Source organism: Streptomyces sp. NPDC006265 (assembly GCF_040613555.1).
Lineage (GTDB): Bacteria > Actinomycetota > Actinomycetes > Streptomycetales > Streptomycetaceae > Streptomyces.
The window spans coordinates 1-8,563 of the sequence record NZ_JBEXSH010000346.1 but is presented as its reverse complement, the minus strand read 5'-3'; the positions used below and the strand labels follow the sequence as shown (position 1 = coordinate 8,563).

General features: G+C 68.5%; 8 protein-coding genes and 1 pseudogene. 1 reads left to right on the top strand and 8 read right to left on the bottom strand.

The window, feature by feature from the left end:
- Positions 1–348 precede the first annotated feature (348 nt).
- Complete coding sequence (locus ABZ281_RS25680) at positions 349–765, bottom strand: MerR family transcriptional regulator (protein ID WP_356659079.1); 417 nt, start codon at positions 763–765, stop codon at positions 349–351.
- A 408-nt stretch (positions 766–1,173) separates the two neighbouring features.
- Here ABZ281_RS25680 and ABZ281_RS25675 point away from each other — a divergent pair, with 408 nt between their 5' ends.
- Positions 1,174–2,676, top strand: a complete 1,503-nt coding sequence (locus ABZ281_RS25675) for a SulP family inorganic anion transporter (protein ID WP_356659077.1) — start codon at positions 1,174–1,176, stop codon at positions 2,674–2,676.
- Between the two features lie 133 nt (positions 2,677–2,809).
- On the opposite strand, the gene ABZ281_RS25670 is transcribed toward ABZ281_RS25675, so the two are convergent.
- From ABZ281_RS25670 to ABZ281_RS25640, 7 genes and pseudogenes are all read right to left on the bottom strand, one after another.
- Entirely contained in the window at positions 2,810–3,412 is a 603-nt protein-coding gene (locus ABZ281_RS25670) for a Crp/Fnr family transcriptional regulator (protein WP_356659075.1), read from the bottom strand.
- The gene (locus ABZ281_RS25665; protein ID WP_356659073.1) at positions 3,340–4,389 is read right to left on the bottom strand and encodes a haloacid dehalogenase type II; all 1,050 of its coding nucleotides are present in this window, start codon (positions 4,387–4,389) and stop codon (positions 3,340–3,342) included. Before ABZ281_RS25665 ends, ABZ281_RS25670 begins: the two co-directional genes overlap by 73 nt.
- 568 nt (positions 4,390–4,957) lie before the next feature.
- The gene (locus tag ABZ281_RS25660) at positions 4,958–5,416 is read right to left on the bottom strand and encodes a CBS domain-containing protein (RefSeq protein ID WP_356659071.1); all 459 of its coding nucleotides are present in this window, start codon (positions 5,414–5,416) and stop codon (positions 4,958–4,960) included.
- Positions 5,417–5,587: 171 nt separating this feature from the next.
- A pseudogene (locus ABZ281_RS25655) lies at positions 5,588–5,686 on the bottom strand (PucR family transcriptional regulator); the annotation flags it as partial.
- 58 nt (positions 5,687–5,744) lie between these two features.
- Positions 5,745–6,842: an SPFH domain-containing protein gene (locus ABZ281_RS25650; RefSeq protein WP_356659069.1), complete on the bottom strand. Its 1,098-nt coding sequence runs from the start codon at positions 6,840–6,842 to the stop codon at positions 5,745–5,747.
- A 27-nt stretch (positions 6,843–6,869) separates the two neighbouring features.
- Entirely contained in the window at positions 6,870–7,307 is a 438-nt protein-coding gene (locus ABZ281_RS25645; RefSeq protein ID WP_356659067.1) for an NfeD family protein, read from the bottom strand.
- Positions 7,308–7,694: 387 nt separating this feature from the next.
- A partial coding sequence (locus ABZ281_RS25640) for a potassium/proton antiporter (protein ID WP_356659065.1) occupies positions 7,695–8,563 on the bottom strand: 869 nt, incomplete at its 5' end.

Here is an 8,563-nt window from a genome sequence, read left to right as displayed (position 1 = left end):
TTTCGGCCGGTGCGGCGAGTGGGGGTACCCCCTGCTCGAGCGGAGTCGAGAGCGTGGGGGAGCGTGCCGGGCGTCGTGACGGGGCGAACGTTGCCCGCCGCGGCACTAGATGATGCTCGCCGCGATCCGTGTGACCCGCACGGAAGGTGGCGACGTAGCGTTCGAGTATGTCGACGCCCGGGGCCATCACTCGCCCCTGCTGCAGTGGCCCGGACTCACCGCCGCACGGCGTCACCGAAGAGGTGACGGGCACCGCAGGCGGCTGATCGGCACGCGGCCGGATGGCATCGAGGGGCACGGGCCGCCGTAGCCGTGCCCCTCGTCGGGTGCTGTGACCGCCGAAGCGGCTCAGGCGCCAGAGCGGGCGTCGGCCTGCAGGCGGCGGCGGAGTGTGGTGGCGAAGTCCTCGGCCATCTCCAGGCGGGCCCGCAGGGTCTCGCAGCGGGCGTCTGCCACCTTCCGGTAGGAGTCGAGCCGCTCCCGCAACCGCTCGCGCTCCTCGCCGGCGGGCGGGTCGTCGGTGACGGCGAGGCGGTCGGTGATGTCCAGCAGGTCGCGCATCTCCTCCAGGGAGAAGTCCAGTGGCTTCATCCGGCGGATCACCATCAGGCGCTCGACGTCGGACTCCGTATACAGCCGGAAGCCACCCTTGCTGCGGGCCGAGGGGATCACCAGGCCCACTTCCTCGTAGTGCCGGATGGTGCGCAGAGACAAACCGGTCCGCTCGGCCACCTCGCCGATCTGCATCTGCCGCTGATCCGTCATCGCCCCATGATCCCCTTCGTTGTTTTCTTCGATTTTCGAATCCGTAAAGCAACCCACCCTACGTGAGATGAATCACGGGATCTCGGCGGGTATTTACCTGTGTTTCACAAGCCGCAAGTCGCACTCTGCCCTCACGTCAGGGTAGAGTCTCTACGTGTTCACCGCCGCCGTCGAGAGTGACGGCAGGAGTGAACGCCATAGCGTGGGCCCCGACCTGGCCCCGATGGCATCCGAAGACTTCCGGGCCATGATGCCCGACCGGCAGCCGGACGGCTGCCTTGCAGATCGGCTGGGCCCCGTTGAAGTGGCCGGGCCGCCGAGGATTCCGCCTCACTCGTGCGTGGAGTCGTGTACGACGTGGACGCGTCCGCCATCTGGTGGCGCATCCGCCTGAACAGAAACGGTTGCATGTCCTCACTGCTGCCCGCAGCCCCGAAGTTCCGCCTGTCCAAGCCCGACTGGCTCGACTCCCCGAAGGTCCTGCGCACCGAGGTGCTGGCCGGCCTGGTCGTCGCCCTGGCCCTGATCCCCGAGGCGATCTCCTTCTCCATCATCGCCGGTGTCGACCCGGCGGTCGGCCTGTTCGCCTCCTTCACCATGGCCGTCGTCATCTCGGTCGTCGGCGGACGAAAGGCCATGATCTCCGCCGCGACCGGCGCGATCGCCCTGGTCATCGCCCCGCTCAACCAAGAGCACGGTCTCGGCTACCTGATCGCGGCCGTCATCCTCGCCGGCGTCTTCCAGGTGATCCTCGGAGCGCTCGGTGTGGCCAAGCTCATGCGGTTCGTGCCGCGCAGCGTCATGGTCGGTTTCGTCAACGCCCTCGCCATCCTGATCTTCATGGCGCAGGTGCCGGAGCTGCACGACGTGCCGTGGATGGTCTACCCGCTCGTCATCGGCGGTCTCGCCCTGATGGTGTTCTTCCCGAAGGTCACCAAGGTGATCCCGGCCCCGCTGGTCTCCATCATCGTCCTGACCGTGATCACCGTGGCGGCTGCGATCGCGGTGCCGACCGTCGGCGACAAGGGCGCGCTGCCCTCCTCGCTGCCCGTGCCGGGGCTGCCTGACGTGCCCTTCACGATGGACACGCTGACCACCATCGCCCCGTACGCCTTCGCGATGGCGCTGGTCGGTCTGATGGAGTCGCTGATGACGGCCAAGCTCGTCGACGACATCACCGACACCCACTCGGGCAAGACCCGCGAGTCGATCGGCCAGGGCGTCGCCAACATCGTCACGGGCTTCTTCGGCGGCATGGGCGGCTGCGCGATGATCGGCCAGACGATGATCAATGTGAAGGTGTCCGGCGCGCGCACCCGCCTGTCGACCTTCCTGGCGGGCTCCTTCCTGATGGTGCTGTGCATCGTCTTCGGCCCGGTCGTCTCCGACATTCCCATGGCCGCCCTGGTCGCCGTCATGATCATGGTGTCGTTCGCGACCCTCGACTGGCACTCCATCGCTCCGAAGACCGTCAAGCGGATGCCGCTCGGCGAGATGACCGTCATGGTCGTCACCGTCGCGTGCGTGGTCGCCACCCACAACCTGGCCATCGGCGTCGTGGTCGGCTGCATCACCGCGATGGTCGTCTTCGCCAAGCGCGTCGCGCATCTGGTCAACGTCTCCGGCGTCGTCGACCCCGACGGCAACCAGGTCGTGTACGCGGTCACCGGCGAGCTGTTCTTCGCCTCCTCCAACGACCTCGTCTACCAGTTCAACTACAAGGACGACCCGGACGATGTGGTCATAGACCTCTCCGACGCCCACATCTGGGACGCCTCCTCCGTCGCCGCCCTGGATGCCGTCGAGACCAAGTACGCCCAGCGGGGCAAGAAGGTCACCATCATCGGCCTGAACAAGCCCAGCGCCGACATGCACGAGCGCCTCGCCGGCCAGCTCACCGGCAGTCACTGACCGGAGCGGCCGCCCGCCCTTCCCCGACACGGATGTGGCGGGGGAGGGCGGTCTTTCGCGCCGCCTCGACGCCGCTCCTTGGGGACGAGGAATCGGCTGGGAAAAGGAACCCCGAGCCGCACCGCCAAGCCCTTCAGCACCCGCGGCAACACCGCAGCCGCGCCCGCCGGCCCCGCATCCGGCGGGCGTTTCCACGGCTGGCGCATCGTCGCCTACAAGCGCCCTCGCGATGGCGATGACCGGGCCCGGCCAGACCACCGGTGTCTCGGTCTTCATCGATGGTGAGCAGGGTCGTGGCGATGCGCTGCGGCACGGACTTGAACACGCTGTCGGACAGGCGCTGTTCGAGGTCGGTCAGGCGCCGACCGAGGATCTCGGTGGTGCGCGTGGAGATCCGGGCGCCCGACAGCAGGAAACGGTGCACGTCGGTGCGGCTCATGACGCAGACGGTGACGTCGTCGAGGGCTTCGGCGAAGTTGTCGTACATGCGCTGCCCGAGTAGCACCATCTCGCCGAAGATGGTGCCGGGGCTGATGATTGCGCAGGTCAGGGCGCGGCCGTCGGCGGAGACCCGGAAGGTCCGGGCCCTGCCCTTTTTGAGGGTGAACAGTACTTCGGAGGGCTGGGAGGGCGAGTAGAGCAGTTCGCCGGCGTTGTAGGTCTTCATTGGGGCCGCGGCGGCGATGGCGTCCACCTCGGCTGCGCTGAGGTCGCGGAAGATGTCGACCTCCCGCACGCCGGGACGGCATGAAGCTGCGTTACTCCGTCGGCGACCCTCGGGTAGCGGACCTGCTCGTCCTCGCCCGCGCGCCGGCCGCGGACAACGCCGCCGCCCTGGACTGCTGCCCCGCATCCCCGGGAAGGGCAGTAGCGATGACGCGCCACACTGTCGGCGCCGGCACTGTCGAGTGTCCGCAGAGGCACGGCCGAGCAGGCGCCGCACCCGCCCGCTATGGGTCCGGTACGTAGTTCACGTCCGGTCGGCGAACAGGCGTCGGCGAGTTCCCGCAGGTCCTGCGCGCTGTACGTCGGCTGGGACATCGACTGCGGATAGACGGTCGCGCCACGCCGCAGCCACGTGCCGCGCAGACCCGCCCGCAGTGCGCCGCCGATGTCCCAGGGGTGCACCGCGACCAGCAGGGCCTGCTCCGGCCGCACCTCTACTTGATCAACGGCGTACCGGTACGCGGCCCTTGCGGGCTTCCAGCACCGTGGCCCGCGCACGTCCAGCAGTTCCTCGAACAAGTCCACCGGCCCCGCCTTGGCGAGCAGCCGCTCGGTCAGGGTGTTACTGCCATTGGTCATGGTCACCAGCCGGAACCCGGCATCGCTCAACTTCCGTACGCCGTCCGGGACATCGGGGTACACCTCCAGCTCGGCGAAGCCGTCCAGGACATGCCGGGCCGCAGCCTCGACGTCCCCGGCCCACCCCTTGACGCCCGGCAGCAGGGACCGCAGCCCGTCCAGGGCGACGGACGCGAAGTCCGCGTACGCCCCGGCGGCCGTCAGCGCGAACCCGTCCCGCAATATCGCGGCGGACCAGGTGGGCCTCAGACCCGCCGGCGCTTCGACCTTCTCGAAGCGGACCCGCAGCGGGGTGAGATCGCTGAGCGTCTCATTTACGTCGAAGACTCGGACCGCAGATCCTGGGCGCCGTCGTCGGACATGGTCTCCTCCCGTCACGCTGCGCTGCTCGCCTTGTGCGGTCGGCACCACTCAATCGCGGTCAGTCAGGGTGTGTCATCCCGCGAGCGTGGGGCGCCACGCAGGCGCCGTCGTGCGCTGAGGCTGGGCAGGACCTTGGCCCGAGTGCCGCCTCCGGTGGCGCCATGGTTCCACTGCTCCGGGTGTTGAGGTGCCGTCGAAGGGACGGGGGATCCGTCGGTCGGCTGTGATCCGCCAGTTGGGCGAGTCGGTTGAGGTCGGCGGTGATGTGGCTGATCCAGGGCCAGTGCCGGGCCAGGCTGGACGACCAGCTCGAGGCCATCGGTGAGGTAGACGGCGAGGTCGGCGCCCAGGTCGCCGCTGGCGACCCCTGATCGGGCAGCTTGCCTTTGTGCCCTGTTGTGCTCGGCCGGGATTTCCTCGCTTCCGGTCGGCGCCGGCGTGGATGGATCAGAGCACGCGTCGGGTGCTTGGAGGAGGCCGAGCATGTGATCGGCCTGCTGGTGCGGCTGATCGAGTCTGCCGGTGCACTGATCATCTTCCTCGGTGCCATCTGGGCACTCGTCCAGTTCCTGCGGTCAGGCGGCGCAGCCGGGGCGAATGAATCAGGCCCGCTTCATTCCTGCGTGAGGAACTGTTCCATCAGCCGGGCTGCCGTGATCGCTCCCACCGTCCGCGTTGCCTGGCCGTCGCTCTCGACCACCGCCACCAGCGGCGGGTGCGTACGGACCATCAACGCGGCCACCTGCGCGACACCCGTATCGGGCCCCACAACGGTCGGCAGGGTGCGGTGTCGGGGCAGCCACTGCGCGACGGTGAGTCCCTCCAGCTTCTCCCCAAGCCGCTCCAAGTCGGTGTCGTGCAGGGCGAGGGTCGGCGCGGAATCCTCCAGAGCGTAGTCCGGGACGACGACGCGCAGCAGCTGCGATCCCGGAACGATCGCGTAGGGCCGCTGATCCGCATCGAGGACCAGCAGAGCCGGGAGTCGCCGTTCCACGAACAAGCGGGCCGCCGTCACCGCATCGTCGTCAGCCGAGACCGCCGGATACGGCTCGGCCAGGTCATGTGCGCGCATGCGCGGTCTCCTCTCCTCGGCCGACCGAAGGGAGCAGGGCTGCGAATACGGCGGTACGGACAACAATTGCCGCATCGCCAGTAACTCACCCGGTCGGCGCCAACGCAGAGATCTTCGGCCAGTCATCGGATGCGTTCCCGATGAGGGACTGCCCTCAGTGGGCGTGCCTGATCACAGGGGTATGGTCGGCCAGTCGAGCAACCGGGCGCCGATGACCGCGGTCTGCAGGGTATAGGGGTGGCTCGGGTCGATGGGGCCGGTGCCGGCCAGGGCGTCGCCGCCACTCAGTGGCGTCACAGCGGTCCCTGGCGAGAGCCCGAGGGTAGGCTCAGTCGCCGGACGTCTGCCCCCAGCGAGGCACCTTGGGCGACATCGCGGCCGCAGCCTCCGCCTTGGCGTCGCTCACCGCGGCGGCGGCCTGCTTCGCGGCCTCGTCAGCAGCCGCCCCGGCGTCAAGTGAAACCGCCGAGCCTGCATCGAGCTCTGGAACCCGGCTTTCGTGGGACGTGTCGTCGGCTGCTTTCTCAGGTTGCTCGGGTGCGGGGGGACCCGCCGTCGACTGGTCACCGAAGGCACTGGTGACGGTCCGAACTGCCTCGGTCAGCTCTCCCGGGATCACCCAGAACGTGTTGCTGTCGCTGCTCGCCAAGTGCGGAAGCGTCTCCAGGTACTTGTAGGCAAGGACCTTCGGATCGGCATTGTTGCGATGGACGGCCTGGAAGACACGCTCCACCGCCTTCGCCTCGCCGTCCGCCCGAAGGATCATGGCCTGTTGCGTGCCCTGTGCCTCCAGGATGTCCTTCTGCTTCGTGCCCTCCGCGGTGAGGATCTTGGCTTGCCGCTCACCCTCGGCGTGCAGGATGGCCGCACGCTTGTCACGCTCGGCCCGCATCTGCTTCTCCATCGCCTCCTTGATGGTGTGCGGTGGATCGATGGCCTTGATCTCGACCCGGTTGACCCGGATGCCCCACTTGCCGGTGGCATCGTCGAGGACGGCGCGCAGCCGGGAGTTGATCTCCTCGCGCGAGGTGAGCGTCTCCTCCAGGTCCATGCTGCCGATGACGTTGCGCAGCGTGGTCACGGTGAGCTGGTCGATCGCCTGGAGGTAGTCGGCGACCTCGTAGGCCGCAGCCCGCGGGTCGGTGATCTGGTAGTAGAGCACGGTGTCGATGTTCACCACGAGGTTGTCCTCGGTGATCACCGGCCGGGGGTCGGACGAGTAGACCTGCTCGCGCACGTCGAGCTTGGTGTTGACGCGGTCCGCCACCGGCAGCACCAGGTTCAGACCGGGTTGCAGCGTCCGGCGATATCGGCCGAACCGCTCGATGTTGTAGCGGCGCGCCTGCGGGACGATCCGCACAGTGGAGGCCACGAGGAAGACGACGATGATGGCCGCCACAAGAATGGGGATGACGACGGGATCCACAGTGCCTCCGTTGCTGTGTTCAACCGTTCAGGGAAGGAGTTCGCGGGGGTAGACGATGGCCGTGGCGCCTTCGATCTCCATGACATCCACCAGCGCTCCCACCGGGATCACCAAACTTTCGTCGAGGGCGCGGGCGGACCACTCCTCGCCGGACAGTTTGATCAGGCCACGGGTCGCGGTGACCTCCTGCGTGACCTCAGCCCGCTTGCCGACCAACGCATCACTGCCCTCGCGGGTGACGGGCTGCTGTGCCATATGCCGCAGCGCGACCGGGCGGACGAGGAAGAGACCCGCTGCCGCCGCCACCCCGAAGGCAGCGAGCTGGCCGAGAACGCCGACGCCCACACCAGCGACCACGGCGGCCACCAGCGCAGCACCCGCCAGCAACCCGAAGACCAGTGTCAGGGTGAAGAACTCAGCGGCACCGAGCACCCCGGCGGCGAGCAGCCATACGAACCACGGCATCAGATCGCCCTCCTTACAGAGGCCTTCTCCACAAAGCTACCTTCGGTAACGCCGGGCAGAACCGACACGGGAGCCGCGGTCTTGATCGTTGAAGCGTTCGCCCCGACCGGCGGGGTTACATGCGGGCCAGGCTGCGTCATGGCTCCTCCTCCCGCGGGACCGACGGATAGGGTCCATGCCACTCCACCGTCACACGCGGCCTTGCGGCATCGCCATCGGGGCCAACACCCATTTCCGCCGGTACCCGACACCCACTGCCGGCTGGCACCTGGGCGCTGACGATGAGCCCCTCCGGCTCACGCGCCGCTGCAGGTGCATATCGGCAGCAAAGGCGCGTTGATCGTGGTAGCTGTTCGAGTGTCCGTTCAGTGCTGTGCGTGCAAGGAGTTACTCGGTCCGCGCCGACGTGGCGGGCTCGGACTCGGGGGCGCCGTGTTCGCCGAGCCAGCGGGCCAGTTTGCCGCGCCGGCCGACGGCCCGCAGCCGACGCTCCGTGGCTTCCCGGGTGTGGGGGGTGGTGATGAGTAGGAGCTCGTCGCCTGCACGCAGGACGGTGTCGCGGTCGGGGACGAGGGTGGTGCCGTCGCGGACGATCAGGGTGACGATGGTCGGGTGCGGCAGCCGCAGTTCGAAGACGGCCACGCCGTGCAGCCGTGAGCCCGGCGGGATGGTGACGGTGAGCAGGTCGGCGTCCAGTACGTCGAGAGGGGCGGTCTCGACCTGGACATCGCGAAGCGCCCCGGGGCGGGTCAAGCGCAGGCGTCCGGCGACGGCGGGCAGGGTGGGGCCCTGGATGAGGGTGAACAGCACCACGAGGACGAACACGATGTTGAGTACGTCGCGGGCGCCGGCGACCCCGGCGACGATGGGGAAGGCGGCGAGCACGATGGGGACCGCGCCGCGCAAGCCGGCCCAGGAGATGAACGCCTGCTCACGCCAGGGGATACGGAACGGCAGCAGGCAGGCCAGAACGGAGACGGGGCGGGCGGCCAGCAGCAGGACCAGGCCGACGATGATGGCCGGCAAGATCGCGGAGGGCAGTTCGCTGGGATTGACGAGCAGTCCGAGCATGACGAACAGGCCGATCTGCGCCAGCCAGCCGGCGCCCTCGGCGAATGAACGGGTGGCGGCGCGGTGAGGCAGTTTGGCGTTGCCCAGCACCAGTCCCGACAGGTAGGCGGCGATGATGCCGCTGGCGTTCACCGCCCCGGCGGCGGCGAAGGCGACGATGCCGAAACCGACCGTGGCCAGCGGGT